At 60.3% G+C, this 16,891-nt stretch carries 16 protein-coding genes; 7 read left to right on the plus strand and 9 right to left on the minus strand.

Annotated features, from left to right (window positions below):
• Positions 1-71: 71 nt before the first annotated feature.
• Entirely contained in the window at positions 72-527 is a 456-nt protein-coding gene (locus tag AC5SEO_RS06570; RefSeq protein ID WP_003511738.1) for an Lrp/AsnC family transcriptional regulator, read from the plus strand.
• Positions 528-589: 62 nt separating this feature from the next.
• Here the strand turns inward: AC5SEO_RS06570 and AC5SEO_RS06575 are convergent, their stop codons facing one another.
• Positions 590-973 (minus strand): ACT domain-containing protein, encoded by a 384-nt coding sequence (locus tag AC5SEO_RS06575; RefSeq protein WP_495363808.1) that lies wholly within the window; start codon positions 971-973, stop codon positions 590-592.
• Between the two features lie 126 nt (positions 974-1,099).
• Positions 1,100-3,121, minus strand: coding sequence for a methyl-accepting chemotaxis protein (locus tag AC5SEO_RS06580; protein ID WP_174068038.1), 2,022 nt, complete (start codon positions 3,119-3,121; stop codon positions 1,100-1,102).
• Positions 3,122-3,398: 277 nt separating this feature from the next.
• Between AC5SEO_RS06580 and AC5SEO_RS06585 the strand changes: the two genes are divergently transcribed.
• Positions 3,399-4,151 (plus strand): TlyA family RNA methyltransferase, encoded by a 753-nt coding sequence (locus AC5SEO_RS06585; protein ID WP_174068037.1) that lies wholly within the window; start codon positions 3,399-3,401, stop codon positions 4,149-4,151.
• Positions 4,148-5,398: a class I SAM-dependent RNA methyltransferase gene (locus tag AC5SEO_RS06590; protein ID WP_065702768.1), complete on the plus strand. Its 1,251-nt coding sequence runs from the start codon at positions 4,148-4,150 to the stop codon at positions 5,396-5,398. Before AC5SEO_RS06585 ends, AC5SEO_RS06590 begins: the two co-directional genes overlap by 4 nt.
• On the opposite strand, the gene AC5SEO_RS06595 is transcribed toward AC5SEO_RS06590, so the two are convergent.
• The 3 genes from AC5SEO_RS06595 to AC5SEO_RS06605 form a co-directional block, all read right to left on the minus strand.
• On the minus strand, positions 5,399-5,713 hold the full coding sequence (locus AC5SEO_RS06595) for a hypothetical protein (RefSeq protein WP_174068036.1): 315 nt from the start codon (positions 5,711-5,713) through the stop codon (positions 5,399-5,401).
• A gap of 90 nt (positions 5,714-5,803) precedes the next feature.
• On the minus strand, positions 5,804-6,562 hold the full coding sequence (locus AC5SEO_RS06600) for a crotonase/enoyl-CoA hydratase family protein (RefSeq protein WP_174068035.1): 759 nt from the start codon (positions 6,560-6,562) through the stop codon (positions 5,804-5,806).
• A 10-nt stretch (positions 6,563-6,572) separates the two neighbouring features.
• The gene (locus AC5SEO_RS06605; RefSeq protein WP_174068034.1) at positions 6,573-8,357 is read right to left on the minus strand and encodes an acyl-CoA dehydrogenase; all 1,785 of its coding nucleotides are present in this window, start codon (positions 8,355-8,357) and stop codon (positions 6,573-6,575) included.
• Positions 8,358-8,580: 223 nt separating this feature from the next.
• Here AC5SEO_RS06605 and AC5SEO_RS06610 point away from each other — a divergent pair, with 223 nt between their 5' ends.
• Positions 8,581-9,576: a transporter gene (locus AC5SEO_RS06610; RefSeq protein ID WP_003511722.1), complete on the plus strand. Its 996-nt coding sequence runs from the start codon at positions 8,581-8,583 to the stop codon at positions 9,574-9,576.
• 103 nt (positions 9,577-9,679) lie between these two features.
• On the opposite strand, the gene AC5SEO_RS06615 is transcribed toward AC5SEO_RS06610, so the two are convergent.
• From AC5SEO_RS06615 to AC5SEO_RS06630, 4 genes are all read right to left on the minus strand, one after another.
• Positions 9,680-10,204 (minus strand): BA14K family protein, encoded by a 525-nt coding sequence (locus tag AC5SEO_RS06615; RefSeq protein ID WP_003511720.1) that lies wholly within the window; start codon positions 10,202-10,204, stop codon positions 9,680-9,682.
• A gap of 224 nt (positions 10,205-10,428) precedes the next feature.
• Positions 10,429-10,893, minus strand: a complete 465-nt coding sequence (locus tag AC5SEO_RS06620; protein WP_003511718.1) for a BA14K family protein — start codon at positions 10,891-10,893, stop codon at positions 10,429-10,431.
• Positions 10,894-11,074: 181 nt separating this feature from the next.
• Complete coding sequence (locus AC5SEO_RS06625) at positions 11,075-12,157, minus strand: FAD-binding oxidoreductase (RefSeq protein ID WP_013635587.1); 1,083 nt, start codon at positions 12,155-12,157, stop codon at positions 11,075-11,077.
• 7 nt (positions 12,158-12,164) lie between these two features.
• Positions 12,165-13,409: an aromatic ring-hydroxylating oxygenase subunit alpha gene (locus AC5SEO_RS06630; RefSeq protein ID WP_003511714.1), complete on the minus strand. Its 1,245-nt coding sequence runs from the start codon at positions 13,407-13,409 to the stop codon at positions 12,165-12,167.
• A 332-nt stretch (positions 13,410-13,741) separates the two neighbouring features.
• Here AC5SEO_RS06630 and AC5SEO_RS06635 point away from each other — a divergent pair, with 332 nt between their 5' ends.
• The 3 genes from AC5SEO_RS06635 to AC5SEO_RS06645 all read left to right on the plus strand — a co-directional run bounded on the left by AC5SEO_RS06635 (position 13,742) and on the right by AC5SEO_RS06645 (position 16,874).
• The gene (locus AC5SEO_RS06635) at positions 13,742-14,350 is read left to right on the plus strand and encodes a DUF6656 family protein (protein WP_013635584.1); all 609 of its coding nucleotides are present in this window, start codon (positions 13,742-13,744) and stop codon (positions 14,348-14,350) included.
• 64 nt (positions 14,351-14,414) lie between these two features.
• Positions 14,415-15,392, plus strand: coding sequence for an L-threonylcarbamoyladenylate synthase (locus AC5SEO_RS06640; RefSeq protein ID WP_115064349.1), 978 nt, complete (start codon positions 14,415-14,417; stop codon positions 15,390-15,392).
• Positions 15,393-15,440: 48 nt separating this feature from the next.
• On the plus strand, positions 15,441-16,874 hold the full coding sequence (locus tag AC5SEO_RS06645; protein ID WP_174068033.1) for an FAD-binding oxidoreductase: 1,434 nt from the start codon (positions 15,441-15,443) through the stop codon (positions 16,872-16,874).
• The last annotated feature ends 17 nt before the right edge of the window (positions 16,875-16,891 follow it).

The raw sequence follows: 16,891 nt of genomic DNA on the forward strand, positions 1-16,891 counted from the left end.
CATTTGTGGTCAAAGATTGCAGCTTTGTGCAATTTTATTGCAAGTTGACCATTAGAGATTATGCTGCGGCAATGGACCGTATCGACCGCAAACTTTTAAACCTCATGCAGCGTGACGCATCGCGCACCAATGTGGACATGGCCGAGGAGGTGGGGCTGTCGCCATCCAGCTGCCTGCGCCGTCTGCAGCGGCTGCGCAAATCGGGCGTGATCGACCGCATTGTCGCGATCCTCAATCCCGCCAGAGCCGGACGGGCAATCAAGGCGCTGGTGACGGTGGAGCTGAAATTGCACGGCGAGCAGCATATGCGCCGTTTTCTCGACCTGGCGAGCGCCGAGGACGCGGTTTCGCACACCTATTCCGTTACCGGAGCCACCGATGTCGTTCTGATGCTGCGCTTGCGCGACATGGAGGAGTTCGACGCGCTATGCGACAGGCTGTTCCGCGACCAGAACAATGTCGCACGCTTCTTCACCATGGTCGTCATACGAACGGCGAAAGAGGAAACAGCCATTCGGCTCGATTGAATTCTTCCATTTCACTCGTCAAAACGCTCCTCCTTGGAGAAGTCGTCGTGGCAAATGGGTCTCTAGATGAGCGAATGCCCTGCATTTTTCAGCAGAACGAAAGCTTTTTCCAGATCGTTCGATTTCACAAGCAGGTGGTCGCCATCGAAAGTCGAAACCACGAATATACCGATCTCATTGGTCGAGAGCGGCTCGATAACGGACAAGACGATGCCCGTTTCATCGAAGGCAAATGGCCCCTGTAGCTTTAGACAGGACCAACCCGTATCAGATCTGACATGCCCAGGTATACGATCTTCCCGGCAGACGATGGAAAGCTCATCATCGGTCCGGGTGATACTGACGAAGCCACCGCCATCGGCCCAGGCCGGAATGGCTTCATATGCCTCAAGTCGGGCCACCCCATATGCACCATCCAGAACTTTCAACTTGATCCTAGGTGCCATCTCGAAATCACCTTTGTTGGGAAACTGCGACAGAACGCGTGGTTGAGTGCTCGCGCCGTAAATCTAGCAACAAAAAGGGGGCTTCACAGCCCCCTGATTCACGCTTGATGATCGTGACCGTCAGGCTCAGAACTCCGTCCAGTCCTGATCCTTGGCAGCCGGCGCTTCTGCTTTGCCGCCAAAGGCGCGGGCAAGGCTTTGGCCAAGGGCGCGGGCGGGTGACGCGACCGGCCTTGCGGTTGTGGAGGCAGGCTTCACTGCGGCTTTTCTGACTGGTGCGGCGGGTGCGGACTGGTAGACAGGCTTCACCGAGGACTGGCGAGGAGCAGAATATCCGCCGGCGCCGGCAACGGCACCTCGAACGCCGCCCACCTTGAACTGGCCGAGCAGGCTATTGAGCGCTTCCGCTTCACGGGCGAGCGAATGGCTGGCAGCGGTCTGCTGCTCAACCATTGCGGCATTCTGCTGCGTGCCCTGATCCATGGTGTTCACGGCCGTGTTGATTTCTTGCAGACCAGTCGCCTGTTCGCGGGCAGCGACGACGATGGCGCTGACATGGGTGTTGATCTCCTCGACTTCCGCCACGATGAGTTCGAGCGCCTTGCCGGTCTCGTCGACGAGGTTGACGCCGTTTTCCACCTGCTGGCTGGAAGCGCCGATCAGCGTCTTGATTTCCTTTGCGGCATTGGCGGAACGCTGGGCGAGTTCACGCACTTCCTGCGCGACGACGGCAAACCCCTTGCCCGCATCACCCGCACGGGCGGCTTCGACGCCTGCGTTCAGCGCAAGCAGGTTGGTCTGGAAAGCGATATCGTCGATGACGCCGATGATATTGCCGATTTCGCCTGATGATTTTTCGATCTCGCGCATGGCGGCAACCGCCTTGCGGACCACGATGCCGGATTTTTCCGCTCCGCTGCGGGCGCGCTGAACCAGATTGCCAGCGTCCTCAGCACCCCTTGCGCTATCACGCACCGTGGTGGTGACTTCTTCCAGTGCTGCGGCGGTTTCCTCAATGGAAGCAGCCTGCTGTTCGGTGCGGCGCGACAGGTCGTCGGCAGCAGAGAGCATTTCCGAAGCCCCGGCATTGATTGCAGCGGCATTCTCGCCAACTGCGCGCATGGCCTGCTGCAGCTTTTCGACAGCGCTGTTGAAGTCGATACGGATGGGGTCGATGTAGGAGGCGAACGGCGTTTCGATACGGTAGGCGAGATCGCCTTCCGCCAGAGCCGCAAGGCCCTTGCCAAGCTCGTCACGCGCAAGGGCGTTGGCGGCTTCGTCCTGGGCCTTCTCTTCCTCGTTGCGGCGGCGCTCGGTCTCGGTTGCGGATCGCATGCGCTCGGTTTCGCTGGCAAGGCGGGATTTTTCCAGTCCGGCTTCCTTGAAGACGAGAACTGCTTTCGCCATTTTGCCGACTTCATCCTTGCGGTCGAGAGCCGGAACTTCCGTCGTCATATCGCCGTCGGCAAGCCTGCTCATAGCCGCCGTCATACCGACGATCGGCGTGACGATGGAGCGCGACAGGGCCCAGATGAGGGCCACGGCCAGAAGACCGGCAACCGCGCCGCCACCCAGAAGTGCAAGCTTGAGGTTGAGTGCGGCAGCGTCCTGCTGTGCGGCGTAGCTTGCCGACAAGCCGTTCAGCTGGTCCTTGATCTTGGCGGCGGAGGCGCGGAAACCGTCGAGCTGACCCTTGGCCTGATTGCGACCGATCTCGATGATTTCGGAAATCGGTGCTTCGGTCGTCTTGCGGGCGGCAAGCTGCGGTTCCGCCAGTTCCTTGAAGAACACGGTGGCGGATGCCTGCATGTCATCGATGGATTTCAGAATGTCCGGCTGGCCGGCGGCAAGCGCACGGGCTTCACCAAGCTTCTTCAGCATTATATCGCGCTGGGCGAAAACATCGTTGTAGGTGCTGTCGCTGCGAAACAGCAGAAAGCCGCGCTGGTTGACGGCCTGTTCCAGCATGGCGGCCGTTGCACCGTCAACCGCATGCAGGATGTTGTTGGCCTTGTTGTTCTGGATCGTGACGTGCTCGCTCCCCAGCGTCTGCCAGAAGACCACCGCCGAGGCGAGCAGGCAAACGCCCATCAAGACGCAGAAGGTGACAATGAGCTTAATGTTGATGGGGAAATTTTTTAGCGACATCGCAAACTCTCTCGGCGACCTGATGCCACGGAGCAAGCGTCTGCGCTGCAACGGTCGCAATTTTGGGAATGGGAGGAGATGCCGTCATGGCAGGTTCCGACTGGCCGCACGGGCCTTGCAGACAAAGTGCAATACAAGCCTTTATATTGGATTAATCGCATATGCTGTTTAACGACCACGAAACGACCCTGCGCTGCGGCAAATGGTGCCGTTGCGAAGCCTTGCGCGCGATAAATCGCTTGCATCTGCGGGGTTTGGCGGTCATTGACACGGGACCATGTCCAAAACACCTGAAAATGAACGGCTTGACCAGCTTCTTGTTTCGCTCGGCCACTTTGCCAGCCGCTCGCGTGCGCGCGATGCGATTGCGCGCGGCACCGTGAGAGTCAACGGGAAAACGGCCACAAAGCCCAGCCAAACCGTTGCCGGAAACGTCAAGATCGCCATTACCGATCCGGCGCAAGCCTATGTTTCCCGCGCCGCCCTCAAGCTCACCGCCGCGCTCGATCACTTCGGGCTCGATCCGAAGGGCCATGAATGCCTCGACGTCGGCGCCTCCACCGGCGGCTTCACCGAGGTATTGCTTCATCGCGGCGCAAAACACGTCACCTCCATCGATGTCGGCCACGGGCAGATGCATCCACGGATCGAGAACGATCCGCGCGTGACCAATCTGGAAGGGCTGAATGCGCGCTTCCTGACAACCGACGACATTGATGACCGGTCCGTGGACTTCATCGTCTCCGACGTGTCCTTCATCTCCATAAAGCTCGCCCTTGCCCCGGCACTCGCACTTGCCGCCTCCGGCGCGCACGCGGTTCTGCTGGTCAAGCCGCAATTCGAGGCAGGCCGTGATGCCATCAGCAAGGCCGGGCTGTTGAAAGAGCCGGAAACGGCGCCTGCCGTTGCTGCCGAACTGGAACGCTGGCTCGTTGAAGACATGGGCTGGAAGAGCCTCGGTCTCATCCCCTCGCCGATTTCCGGCGGCGATGGCAATATCGAATTTCTTCTCGGAGGCGAAAAGCCATGAGCACGCAGACCGTCAGTATCAAGAGCCTTGGCGCCCAGGGCGACGGCATTGCGCACTGTCCCGACGGCCCGGTCTATGTGCCCTTCGCCCTGCCCGGCGAAACGGTGGCGATCGCCAAGGTCAAGGATACCGGCACCATCATCTCGATTGCTGAAGCCTCCGCGGATCGCCGCGAACCCGTGTGCCGCCACTTCGGCCCCGAGGGCGTTAACGGCACCTGCGGCGGCTGTTCGCTGCAGCACTTTGCCGACCAGCCCTACCACGCCTTCAAGCGGGAGCTGGTGGTTTCGGCGCTGAGATCGAAAGGCCTGACGCCGCCAGTAGACGATCTCGTCATCTGTCGCCCCGGCGAGCGCCGCCGCGCGGTGTTTGCCGCCCGCAAGACGGAAAAGGGCCTGCTGCTCGGCTTCAACCAGGCAAACAGCCATCACATCGTCGCCATCGAGGAATGTCCCGTCACCTCGCCCGGTATCGTCGCGCGGCTGGACGCCGTGCGGGCAATCGGCCTTTCCCTTGCGTCGAATGCAGAACCGTTCCGCATGACCGTTCTTGAAACGCTTTCGGGCCTCGACATTTCCGTCGAAGGCATCAAATCCGTCGGCGACAAACAGCGGCGCACATTGACGGAAACGGTGCTGGCCATGCGTGGCATCGCCCGTGTCGCGCTATCAGGCGAAATCCTGATCGAACCGCAAAAGCCGATCATCGAATTCGGCGGCATTCCGGTTTCCCCACCGGCCGGCGGTTTCACGCAGGCAACCAAACAGGCCGAAGACGCCATGGCGGAACTGGTGCTTGCCCATGTTGGCAAATCCAAACGCATCGCCGATCTCTTCTGCGGTTCCGGCACGTTTGCGCTGCGGCTTGCGCGCGTCGGCCGCGTGCATGCGGTTGAGGCAGAGGACAAGCCGCTGAAAGCGCTCGATTTCGCCGCGCGCAACACGCAGGGCCTGAAACCCGTCAGCATCGAAAAGCGTGATCTTTTCCGCCGGCCGTTGATGACGAGCGAAATGAAGAATTACGATGCCGTTGTGTTCGATCCGCCGCGCGCCGGTGCGGAAGTTCAGTGCAAGGAACTTGCGCGCAGCGCGGTGAAGAAAATCGTAGCCGTCAGCTGCAATCCGCTGACACTTGCGCGCGACCTCGCCATTCTGGTGGAGGGCGGCTATCGCGTCACGCGCGTCACGCCGGTCGACCAGTTCTTGTGGTCGCCGCATGTGGAAGCGGTGGCGACGCTGGAGAAATAATCACCAGGCGGTGTCGACCGTGCCGTTGCCGACCACGCCCGAGCAACGGCAGGCGCCGCCAACGCGGCCCTGTTCGATGGGGCAGACATAGGGCCGACGACGATTGGCGCTGTCCGGTGGAGTGATGACGCAAACGAAACGCGCGCGGCGCTGGCGATCGCGGGAATTGCCGGAGTAATAATTCGGGCTGTCGTCTTGCGTGGACTGCGCCAAAATGACGTTATTGCTCGAACCCGGCAAAGGCACGGTCGCCGCTGCATCTGCGACAGTCGCAGCGGAGAGGAGGACGGTCAGGGCGAAAACAAAGTGACGCATGGCGGGTGGCCTTCGAAGGATGACGTTGCGTTATCTAACCCAAGCCATATTACCCGGTTCCTTAACCGCAAGGAATTCCTGCCGGAACGCTTAACGCCGCATGAATGCCTCGAAAGCGGCCCGCGCCTCGGCACTCTGCAATTGCGCGGTGAAATGGCGGGCTTCCTCATCGATGCGGGTCAGCACATCCGCCGGATTGCCGCGCACGAGATCGCGGGCAATCTTCAGCGCCTGCTGCGGCTTGGCGGCAAGCCGCGTGGCAAGCGCCAGCGTTTCGCTTTCGACATGTTCCGGCGCCACGACTTTCCAGATCATTCCGGCCTGCAAGGCCTGTTCGGCGGTAAAACCTTCGCCCATGGCCAGCAGGGCAAAGGCGCGCTGATGGCCGATGAGCTTTGGCGCAAGCAGGCTGGACGCAGCTTCCGGCACCAGCGCCAGATCCACAAACGGCGTCTTGAACAGGCTGCGGTTGGAGGCAACGGTCAGATCGCAATGCAGGTTCAGCGTCGTGCCGATGCCGATGGCCAACCCATCGACGCCCGAAACCAGCGGCTTTTCGAAGGTTGCCAGCGCCTTCAGAAGATCGAGCACCGCGAGCTTGCCCTTTGCGCCAGACATGGCGAAGGCAAGAAAATCGGCCATGTCATTGCCGGCGGAAAAGCAGCCTTCCGTACCCAGAAACGCGACGACATGGATATCCGGGTCTGCATTAGCGGCCTTCAGAGCCTCTGCCATGCGCAGATACATTGCATCGGTGATGGCATTTTTCTTTTCCGGCCGGTTGAAGCGGATGGTCATAACGTCAGGCGCATGACTGACCCGCTCGACGAGAATATGGTCGTCCGACATGGTTTTCTCCTTAACCCAGAACGGCGCGGGCGGCGGCAAGGCTTGCTGCACCGGCAATGACGCGATCCCTCAGCGCTGCCGTTTCCGCCAGCAGGTTTTCCGCCGCAAACCGGCAGAGCGATGCGCGATGCGCTCTCTTGCCGTCATCCACCTGGGCCAGGGCGCCCTTGGCAAGATAGGCTCCGGTGAGCGCCAGCCCGAAGAGGCGCTGATAGGGCGTGGCACCGGCGAGCGCGGTTTCGGTTTCGCCCGCTTTCAGGCGTTCCAGCAACCAGTCGGTCGCCGTTTCGAGATCGGTGAGACTCGTTTCGAGATAACGGGCAGTCTCGCCGAGATCGGTGCGGTTCGAGGCAGCAGTTCGGGCGACGATTTCACGCAATTCTGCGATGAAACCGCGCACCTGTGCGCCATTGGAAAGCGGCAGCTTGCGCACCACAAGGTCGATCGCCTGAATGCCGTTGGTGCCTTCGTAGATCGGCGCGATGCGGGCATCGCGCAGGTAACGCGCCGCACCGGTTTCCTCGATGAAGCCCATGCCGCCATGCACCTGAATGCCCATGGAAGCGACATCGACACCGGCATCGGTGGAGAAGGACTTGGCGATTGGCGTTAAAAGAGCAGCGCGCTCCTGCCAGTGGGCGCGCTCAGCCACGTCCTCGGCGGCATGCGCCATATCGATGGCGTGGGCGCAGTTGAAGGAGATGGCGCGCGCACCTTGCGTAAGCGCTTTCATCGTCAACAGCGTGCGGGCGATATCGGGATGCTCGATGATAGGGCTCATGCCCGAACCCTGCCAGCCGGGCGCCTTGCCCTGCGTGCGTTCCCTGGCGTATTCGATTGCCTTCTGTGTCGCCGCCTCGCAGATCGCCACGCCCTGCATGCCAACGGCAAGGCGGGCGTTGTTCATCATGGTGAACATGCAGGCGAGACCCTTGTTCTCCTCGCCGATCAGCCAGCCCAAGGCACCCTTCTCTTCGCCAAACTTTCCGTCCCCGAAGATCATCGTGCAGGTGGGCGAACCGTGAATGCCGAGCTTGTGCTCCAGCGAATGGCAGAAGACGTCGTTGCGACTGCCCGGCGTGCCGTCGTCTTCGGGCAGGAATTTCGGCACGAGGAACAGCGAAATTCCGCGCGTGCCGGCCGGCGCATCCGGCAGGCGGGCAAGAACGAGGTGGATGATATTGTCCGCGGCGTCATGTTCGCCCCAGGTGATGAAAATCTTCTGCCCGAAAATGCGGTAGGTGCCGTCACCATTACGCTCGGCACGGGTTTTCAGCACGCCAAGGTCCGATCCCGCATGCGGTTCGGTGAGGTTCATCGTGCCGGTCCATTCGCCGGAGACGAGTTTGGGAAGATAGATGCGCTTCAGGTCGTTGCTACCGTGGGCAACGAGAGCTTCCACCGCGCCCATGGTGAGCGTCGGCGCAAGCGCGAAAGCCATGGAACCGGAATTCCACATTTCGAGTGCGGCGACATTCAGCATATGCGGCAGGTTCTGGCCGCCGAATTCTTCCGGTGCGGTGAGGCTGTTCCAGCCGGCCTCAGCCCAGCGCCGGTAAAGATCGGCCCAGCCGTCCGGCGTTGAGACCTTGCCGTCGCTCAGCCGCGCGCCCTGTCGGTCGCCTATATCGGCAAGCGGCGCGACCTGCTCGGTGGCGAAACGGCCGGCCTCTTGTAATATGGCATCGACCACATCTTCACCGAGGTCTCCCAGAGCACCTCTGGACAACGCGTCTTGCAGACCCGCCACATGTTTGAGTGTAAAGGCGATATCATCCACCGGCGCGGTATACATGCTGCCTCCTCCCGAAGCTCTTGCCTATCGTGCTGTTGCTTTCGGGCTAAATGATTTTTACGTAAACGTCAATTTGAAAATTCCCGCCTTTTAAGCGGGATTGTTATAAAACTGTCATATGAATTTGCTCAGCATGCGCTGACAGGTGCCGTGCCACGGCTGCCGTTTCCGTCTTGGGGCGACGGACGCCTCCCCTCCCATTCCGCCGGTCAGGACTGCCACGATGGATCTCATAACGCCCGCTATCCCCGGCCTTGTCTGGGCCTATCAATTCCACCCCGGAACGGCGCCATGCCGGCGGCTTGCGCCCGATGCGGGCTTTGGCGAGATGGCGCAATGCGAGGGCTTCTTCTGGCTGCACCTCAATCTCGCGGATCAGCGGGTGGCGGGCTTTCTCGAAACGATCGATGGTCTCGATCCGGCAGCGCTGGCAAGCCTCACCACCCATGAAACCCATCCGTCCATCACGGTGGATGAAAAGTCACTTTATGGGACGCTGGTCGATTTCCAGCGCGAGTTCGATCAGGAAACGCGTGATTTCGGTTGGCTGCATTTCGCGGTCAGCGACCGTTTCATCATTACCACCCGTCTGCAACCGTTGCGCTCAGTGGACCGGCTGAAAGCGGCAGTCGACAAGAATTCCAACCGCTACCTCACGCCGGCCCATGTCTTCGAAGGCCTTGTCGCGGAATTCCAGCGTTCGCTGATCAGCCTTGTGATGGAAACGACCGAAGAGCTGAATGCCATCGAGGACCTGGTCTATGACAGCGAAAACCGCGACGAGCGGCGGCGGCTTGCGCCGCTCAGGCGCACGGTCGTTCGCCTCCACCGGCATCTGCGCACGGTGCTCACCCTGATGCGGCGGGCGTCTGCCGCCGATGAGGACGAGATGCCTGACGGTTTCGAGGATGTCGCCTCGCGGCTGATGGGCCGCCTCGAGGCCGTCGATCACGATGTCTACGCCCTACAGGAACGCGCAAGGCTGCTGCATGAGGAAATCGATTCCAAGCTCTCGTCCGAAACCAACCGGCATCTTTATATCCTGTCGCTGATGACGGCATTCCTGCTGCCGCCATCGCTGGTCACCGGCTTCTTCGGCATGAACACGGATGAGTTGCCATTTACGGTCGGCACAGGCGGCACGATGGCGGCCAGCATCTTCATCGTGATTTCGGTTATGCTTGCCTGGTTCGTGCTGAAGCGGGCGCGCATTCTGTGAAAACAAAAAGCCGCCCGTATCCGGGCGGCTCGTAATAACTATCAGGCTGGTCAATCGCTACTCCGTCTTGCCGGATGAAGGCCTGAGTGACGGAGTAGTGCTATCAGCTGTAAGGCGAATAGCAGGGCTGGCGTGGGCCATTGTAGGGCTGGAACGTGTTGCTATAGGCATCGTAGGACCGATACCGGCCATAGCACCAGTTCACATGCGCCTGGCTCATGCCGGCACGACGGACCGGACGATATTCGCGGTAGACCGGACGCGGGCGATATTCCGGAACCGGACGGTAGACTTCGCGCGGCTGCGACAGTGCGCCGCCGATGATCGCGCCCGTCGCAAAGGCTGCGAGCGGGAACCAATAACCGTCGTGGTGACGATAACCCGGGCGGTAGTCGCGATAACCGCGATGGCCGCCGTACCAGCCGCGGCGCTCGCCGCCCCAGCCGCCACGATTGTCACGATCGCGCCAGTATTGCACATTGACGACATTCTTGCCGGCATCGTTACCCAGGGTCTCGACACTCTTCGGCGCCATCAGCAATGGCATTGCCTCAGCGGGAACAATCGCTCCTGCAACCACGATTGCAGAAAGACCGACAGCCAGGATATTCTTCACATAGCTTCTCATCTGACTTCCTCCATTCACGACGGTCGACAGGCCGTTGCACGTGAATAATAACACCTTTTTCTTTTTATCCAGCCAGTTTGTCGGTGCTGGCTGGAACATCACAGGTTGCAGGCTAGGCGCTTTCGCCTGAACCCAGCATTAACGGCGTTGTCACGCTTCGGTTACCGAAACTCGGCACTCGAAAGCAAAAGCCCGGATCGGATCCGGGCTTTCGAAAGGCGTGCTTAACGGCTGTATGGAGATACGCATACACGACGCGGACCGCTGTTCGGCTGGTAGCTGTTATCGTAGGCGCGGTAAGAGCGCCAACGGTTCTGGCACCAGGCAACATGGCTGCCGCCATAAGCCGGTCTCGGCTGCGCCATGGCACCGCCAATGATTGCGCCAGTGGCGAAGGCCGCCAGCGGGAACCACATTCCGTTGTGATAGCGGTAACCCGGACGGCGGTCGCGATAGCCGCGATGGCCGTTATAATATCCGTCCCGCGACGGGCGCGGACGATACATGCGGTCGCCGTATCTGCGGTCACCTCGGCGGTCCCATTCACGATACTGCACCGGCACTACATTCTCGGTTGAGATTGCCGGCTTCGCCATCGGAACAGGCGCCTGGAACGCCTGCGACGGCGTGAAGCTTGTCAGGAACAGGACAACCGCCGTAGCGACGCTCGTCGTGCGGAAATTCATCATGATCTTTCCTCCGTTTGCTGTAGCGCGTTGAACCGCGCTTTCTAACTACTCGGTCTTGTCGGAGGTAGGGGCAGCCCCATTGAAACACCCGAAAAGAATTCGATGACGTGCAAACGAGTTTTAAGACCTTTGGTTCCGGTTCAAAAATAGATTCCCGCATAAGACGCAGGATTTCGTGCGCTCAGGCTTCCACCTTCACGTCGGTCAAGGGCCGCGAGCAGCAGGCGAGAATATAGCCTTCATCGATTTCGTCATCGAGAATGCCGCCATTGTGGTTCATCTCCACCTCGCCGGAGAGCTTCAGCACCCGGCAGGTGCCGCAAATTCCCGATTCGCAGGCGGCACCGATGCGCACACCGGCGGCGCGCGCCGTCATCAGAACGGTCTGGCCGGGCTGGCACGGCACTTCCTTGCCGGAAAGCGTAAACCCCACCATCGAGAGTGCTTCGCCATCCGCCACGGTGTGAATACTCTCGCCCACAGCAACCGGGGCGGCTGGCGAAAAGCTTTCCTGGTGGTAACGGCTCATGTCGAAACCGGAAGCATCCAGCATGGAGCGGATGGCGGCCATGAAAGGCTCCGGTCCACAACAGAACACCGTGCGATCCATGAAATCAGGCGACAGAAGCGCAATCTTGGCCTTGTCGACCATGCCCTTCAAGCCGGACCAGAGATCAGTGCGGCCGCAATTTTCCACGATGAAACCGAGCGACAGTTTCGGCATGAAGCGGGCAAGATATTCCAGCTCGTGACGGAACACGATATCGGATGGCGAGCGCGAGCAATTGATGAAGGCGATATCACTCTGCGGCGCGCGGTCGCTCATGTCGCGCACCATCGACATCATCGGCGTCACGCCGGAGCCGGCCGAGATGAACAGGTATTTGTCGCCGGGATGCCGGACATAAGAGAAATCGCCGAGCGGGCCGAGTGCCCGGATTTTCATGCCGGGCTTCAGATTGTCGAACATCCAGCGCGTGCCGATGCTGGTGGCCTGCGCCTTGACCGTGACCGACAGCGCATAGGGCCGCGACGGGCTGGAGGACAATGTGTAGGTGCGGTAGAGCGGCTCCTTGCCTACCGGCAACTCCAGCGTCACGAACTGGCCCGGCAGGTAACGGAACCAGTTCTGATCCTCCGACCGGAACAGGAATGTCATCACGTCAGGCGTCTCGGGCGTCACCGAAATGCATTCCAGCAGGTGAAGCTTGTCGCTCCACGGCTTCATCTCGTCTATGTGCTTGTAGGTCACAGCCATATTCATCTTCGCGTTACGCTACTGCCGAAAGGCGGGCCTTGTCGCCCGACAGCCGGTCAACCATGAAATCGGCATACCAGTTGACGAACTGCATCACGCCGCCCTCGTCTTCCATGGAATAGGGGCCGGGCTGGTAAGCGGGCGAACGGATGCCGAAGGCGTTTTCCTCAACGATGCGGCGGTCCTGATCGTTGGTTTCGTTCCAGACGTGCGTGAGGTCCTCGAGATCGTAATCCACGCCTTCAACCGCATCCTTGTTCACCAGCCATTTGGTAGTGACCATGGTCTCATTGGCGTTGAGCGGCAGCACGCGGAAGGAAATGGTGTGGTCGCCGAGGAAGTGGTTCCAGGTCGTCGGATAATGGAACAGAAGCAGCGCGCCGATATGGCTGATGCTGACATCATCGGAAAGCGGCCGGCGCACGGCGCGTTTTCCCGACATGGTGTAGCTTTCCGCCTCGCCGATCAGCGGCATGCGGGCAACACGGAACTGGCCTTTCGGATCGATCTTGAAGCGGCTCGGCAGGCCGGCAGCCTCGCAGCGCGCCCAGTGGCCACCGATCTCGGGATCGCTTGCACCACCGTCCGTACCCGTAACGCTCGGGTTTTCAGGATAGGTGCGGCAGAGTTCCGGATGGTTGGCGGCGCAATGGTAGCACTCGCGGTTGTTTTCCCAGACGAGCTTCCAGTTACCCTTTTCGATGATCGTGCTTTCATGCGCGACCTTGGCTTCCCAGATGCGATGCGGCGCCATGTAGCTTTCGACCTCGGCGCGCATCGGCGCGAAGTCGGCGGGCTGGTCTGCCAGGCAGATGAAGACGTAACCGGCAACGGTTTCGCAGTGGACCGGCTTCAGGCCGAATTCAGCCTTGTCGAAATCATCGCCCATATGGCGGGCAAACAGCAGCTTGCCGTCCAGATCGTAGGTCCACTGGTGATAGGGACAGACGAGGCGTGCGGACTGGCCCTTATGAGAAGAGCATACGCGGGAACCGCGATGGCGACAGGAATTATGGAGGGCGCGAATCTGTCCATCGCGACCGCGAATGATGACGACGGAATAGGCGCCGACCTGAACGGTGATGTAGTTACCGGCCTTCGGCACTTCGCAATCATGGCCGACAAACAGCCAGTCGCGGTACCAGATGGTTTCCATGTCCAGATTGAAATAATCCGGGTCCGTGTAGAAAGACTGTTCCAGGCTGAAGCCTTCGCGGCGGTTCTTCAGCTGACGCAGTACGGTATCACGCAATTCCATGGCCAAATCCTCGATCAAACCGCCCTGCCCCACACCATTTATCGGACTGCGGAAGTGTGATCCCATCTAAACATCAGCGTTCATTTGCGGTAGCGCAGACAGCGACATCGGCTTCCGCATTGGCGACAAATTGCGACATGCGCCAATGGCCGTTGCACGCCATTCCGCTGCGAAATCCGGCAGCTATTCCCCGCCGGAAACCACGTCGCAATATGACGCATGATGTCGCGCGGCTCCCTCTCTACCCGTTAAAAAACGGGGGTTGTGGCGCAACGGAGTTTTAACATGCCCTAAACTATATTGCCTGATCGACAACAACGAGGGCGTTCCGGGTGGAGAAGGCGACACGCATACGTTATTTCGATGCCGGCAAACATTCGGTCACGCCGATACGTTCAAAGACCGCGCATTCGGATTTCCTGCGAACCGGGCGCATCAGCCGCTACGAAGAACGCTGGCTGCCGAGGGAACGCGTCTATTACAGCCATGAAGAAGTGGCGGCAATGACCGGGCGCAAGCTCGAGGCTGCTGCCGACGCCACCCATAGCCGTCTCAATGGCTTTCACCAGTCCATCCGTTTTCCCAAGATGGTTTTCCACCATCTGCTGGATGAGCGGCCGCATCTCGGCTATTGCCATGTCACGGCAGCGAAAACCAGTTTCGACGCCGAGCGTCATGTGCTCTGGTCATTCTATTTCGCGAATTTCTTCGCCGAGTTGAGCGGGGCCGAGAACTTCTTCGAAAACATCGATGCGCGCTATTCGCGGATGTATTTCGCAGTCGCCATCAACGCGCTTCCAAACAAGAACGTCGCCATCGATACCTCCTTCCATCGCGGCGGCCTGCTGTTCCAGACCCACGACCCGCGCGTAGCGCTCAAAAACGTGCTTATGCTCGGCGCCCGCTCGGACGAGATGCGCAAGATCATCAAGGCAATATAAAAGCCACGATAGCGCTTTCCATAAGGCCCTGAAATACGCTATTGACGCCCTGAAAGGCAGCATCATGGCGCGTCACATCGATATCGAAAACGAGCGGGAAACCGCCTTGCAGGCGGCCGTCGAGGAGCTTTCCCTCGGCCAGCCAATCGCCCTGCCCACGGAAACCGTCTACGGCCTTGCTGCGGACGCCACCGATCCGGCGGCCATTACCCGCATTTACGAAACGAAAGGCAGGCCACAGTTCAATCCACTGATCTGCCATATGGCCGATATCGCCATGGCCGAACGTTATGCGGTTTTCGATCCCGTGTCGCGACGCCTCGCCGAAGCCTTCTGGCCCGGCCCGTTGACGCTGGTTCTGCCACTGAAACCGGCAAGCGGCATCCACTCACTCGCAACGGCCGGGCTCGATACCGTCGGCATTCGCGTTCCGCAGGGTTTCGCCGGTGATCTGATCCGCCGGTTCGACAAACCTCTTGCTGCGCCCAGTGCCAATAGTTCAGGCAAGATCAGCCCCACTAGTGCCGCCCATGTCGAGGCTGATCTCGGTAACAGGATCAACCTCATTCTTGATGGCGGCGCTGCCTCCGTCGGTGTCGAATCCACCATCGTCAAAGTGGAAGACGACGGGCGGGTGCGGCTGCTTCGTCCCGGCGGCATCGTCACCGAGGAGATCGAGCGCATCACCGGCACCCAGCTCGAACGGCCGGAAAAGGCATCAGCCGCCATCGAGGCACCCGGAATGCTCGCCTCGCATTATGCGCCCGGTGCAGCTGTTCGCCTCGACGCGAAGTCCGTTTCTTCCTACGAGGCACTGATCCGGTTCGGCGGCATCGCGGTTGAGGGACAAGAGACGGCCCGTACCGTTCTCGACCTCAGCCCTTCCGGCGACCTTGCCGAGGCGGCCGCCAATCTGTTCGATTATCTCAAAGCAGCCGATGCGAGCGGTGCCGCGACAATCGCGGTCACAACCATTCCCGCTCGCGGTCTTGGAGAGGCGATCAATGACCGCCTTTCCCGCGCCGCCGCGCCGCGAGGCTGACGGTACTTCACCATTTCGCCCACCGTTTCAAATGACAGCGAGACGCCAATGACAATCGCAGCCCCCTCCTCCGACATCCTCGACCGCTTCACTGCCATTGTCGGCGAAAAAAACGCGGTGCGCGACGCTGTGGAAATGGCGCCGCGTCTTGTGGAAAATCGCGGGCTTTACCATGGTGCGTCACCGCTGCTGCTCAAGCCCGGCACTGCCGAGGAGGTTGCAGCCATCCTGAAGCTCGCCAGCGAGACCGGCACGCCCATCGTGCCGCAGACCGGCAATACTGGCCTTGTGGGTGGCCAGACGCCGCGTGCTGACGGAACCGACATCATCCTCTCGCTCGAGCGCATGAACCGTATCCGCGACATCGATCCGGTCGCCAATACCATCGTTGCGGATGCCGGCTGCATTCTAGACGACATCCACAAGGCCGCATCGACCGTGGAGCGGATGTTCCCGCTGTCGCTCGGCTCGCAGGGCTCGTGCCGCATCGGCGGTAATCTGGCCACCAATGCCGGCGGCACGGCAGTTCTCGCTTATGGCAATATGCGCCAGCTTTGCCTGGGGCTTGAAGTGGTGCTGCCAACAGGTGAAATCTGGGACGGGCTTCGCCGGCTGAAAAAGGACAATACGGGTTACGATCTGCGCGATCTCTTCATCGGTTCGGAAGGCACGCTCGGCGTTATCACCGGTGCGGTGCTGAAGCTTTTCCCCGTGCCGCTCGGCCATCAGGTGGGTTTTGCCGGTCTTCGATCCACTGAGGACGCGTTGAAGCTGTTCGAAATGGCCTCGAACCTCTGCGGCACAGCGCTGACCGGTTTTGAGCTGATGCCGCGCATCGGCGTGGAATTCACCGCCAAACATATTCCCGGCGTGCGCGATCCGCTACAAACGCCGCATGACTGGTACGCGCTCATCGATATCTCCACCTCCGATTCGGCTGAGACGGCTGAAACAATGATGCAATCGCTGCTGGAGCGCGGTTTTTCGGCCGGGCTGGTCGAGGATGCGGTGATCGCTTCATCGGAAGCGCAGCGTCAGGCGCTCTGGCATATGCGCGAAAGCATGTCGGATGCGCAAAAGCCGGAAGGCGGCTCTATCAAACACGACGTTTCCGTTCCGGTGTCGAAGATACCGGAATTCATGGCAACGGCGGAAAAGGCCGTTCTTGCCGCCATTCCCGGCGCCCGCGTCTGCGCCTTCGGCCATCTGGGCGATGGCAACATCCACTACAATATTTCCCAGCCGGTTGGTGCGGACAAAGCTGAATTCATCGGTCGCTGGCGGGATATGAACGAGATCGTGCACGGCATCGTGCTGTCGCTCGGCGGCTCGATTTCGGCCGAACATGGCATCGGCCAGTTGAAGCGCGACGAGCTGGCCGCGATCAGGCCTGGCATTGAAATGGACCTGATGCGACGCATCAAACACGCCTTTGACCCCGCGGACATCATGAACCCCGGCAAGGTGATCACCGCCCGCTAGGGATAGCAGCTTCATCA

This window comes from Agrobacterium sp. K11 (assembly GCF_059429395.1).

Bases quoted from the DNA above. Each gene is read 5' to 3' on its own strand.
- AC5SEO_RS06645 (WP_174068033.1), top strand. From the start codon at position 15,441: ATGACAATCGCAGCCCCCTCCTCCGACATCCTCGACCGCTTCACTGCC.
- AC5SEO_RS06625 (WP_013635587.1), bottom strand. From the start codon at position 12,157: ATGAATATGGCTGTGACCTACAAGCACATAGACGAGATGAAGCCGTGG.
- AC5SEO_RS06585 (WP_174068037.1), top strand. From the start codon at position 3,399: ATGTCCAAAACACCTGAAAATGAACGGCTTGACCAGCTTCTTGTTTCG.
- AC5SEO_RS06610 (WP_003511722.1), top strand. From the start codon at position 8,581: ATGGATCTCATAACGCCCGCTATCCCCGGCCTTGTCTGGGCCTATCAA.
- AC5SEO_RS06590 (WP_065702768.1), top strand. From the start codon at position 4,148: ATGAGCACGCAGACCGTCAGTATCAAGAGCCTTGGCGCCCAGGGCGAC.
- AC5SEO_RS06630 (WP_003511714.1), bottom strand. From the start codon at position 13,409: ATGGAATTGCGTGATACCGTACTGCGTCAGCTGAAGAACCGCCGCGAA.
- AC5SEO_RS06570 (WP_003511738.1), top strand. From the start codon at position 72: ATGGACCGTATCGACCGCAAACTTTTAAACCTCATGCAGCGTGACGCA.
- AC5SEO_RS06605 (WP_174068034.1), bottom strand. From the start codon at position 8,357: ATGTATACCGCGCCGGTGGATGATATCGCCTTTACACTCAAACATGTG.
- AC5SEO_RS06620 (WP_003511718.1), bottom strand. From the start codon at position 10,893: ATGATGAATTTCCGCACGACGAGCGTCGCTACGGCGGTTGTCCTGTTC.
- AC5SEO_RS06580 (WP_174068038.1), bottom strand. From the start codon at position 3,121: ATGTCGCTAAAAAATTTCCCCATCAACATTAAGCTCATTGTCACCTTC.
- AC5SEO_RS06575 (WP_495363808.1), bottom strand. From the start codon at position 973: ATGGCACCTAGGATCAAGTTGAAAGTTCTGGATGGTGCATATGGGGTG.
- AC5SEO_RS06600 (WP_174068035.1), bottom strand. From the start codon at position 6,562: ATGTCGGACGACCATATTCTCGTCGAGCGGGTCAGTCATGCGCCTGAC.
- AC5SEO_RS06615 (WP_003511720.1), bottom strand. From the start codon at position 10,204: ATGAGAAGCTATGTGAAGAATATCCTGGCTGTCGGTCTTTCTGCAATC.
- AC5SEO_RS06595 (WP_174068036.1), bottom strand. From the start codon at position 5,713: ATGCGTCACTTTGTTTTCGCCCTGACCGTCCTCCTCTCCGCTGCGACT.
- AC5SEO_RS06640 (WP_115064349.1), top strand. From the start codon at position 14,415: ATGGCGCGTCACATCGATATCGAAAACGAGCGGGAAACCGCCTTGCAG.